Below are 359 nucleotides of genomic sequence, written 5' to 3'. Positions count from 1 at the left end.
GTGCCGCTGCCGGTAAAGTTCGACAGCGTACCGCCGGACACAATGACATCCCCGGCCGCGAAATCGCTGCTGCTTTCGCTCAGGGTGAAGGTCAGTGCCGCGGTTTCACCCTGCTTCAGGGTTGCTTTGTCGCTGGTGATCGTGACCATCGGCTGCAGCGTATCGACGCTGATGGCGAGCTGGGACGCGGCGGTGTTGCCGTTCCCCGCTGCATCCGTAAACACACTGGCGGCCACATCCACCGTGGCACCGGAGGTACTGTCCGCATCCGGCGTAAAGGTCGCGCTGTAGCTGGTGCCGCTGCCGGTAAAGTTCGACAGCGTACCGCCGGACACAATGACATCCCCGGCCGCGAAATC

General features: G+C 63.2%; 1 protein-coding gene. It reads right to left on the bottom strand.

Translation table 11 applies throughout. The features are described 5' to 3' along the window. A partial coding sequence (locus ACYP03_RS24815) for an Ig-like domain-containing protein (protein ID WP_459782500.1) occupies positions 1–359 on the bottom strand: 359 nt, incomplete at both ends.

The organism is Photobacterium sp. R1 (genome assembly GCF_054600795.1).
This window is presented reverse-complemented; position numbering and strand designations above follow the sequence as displayed.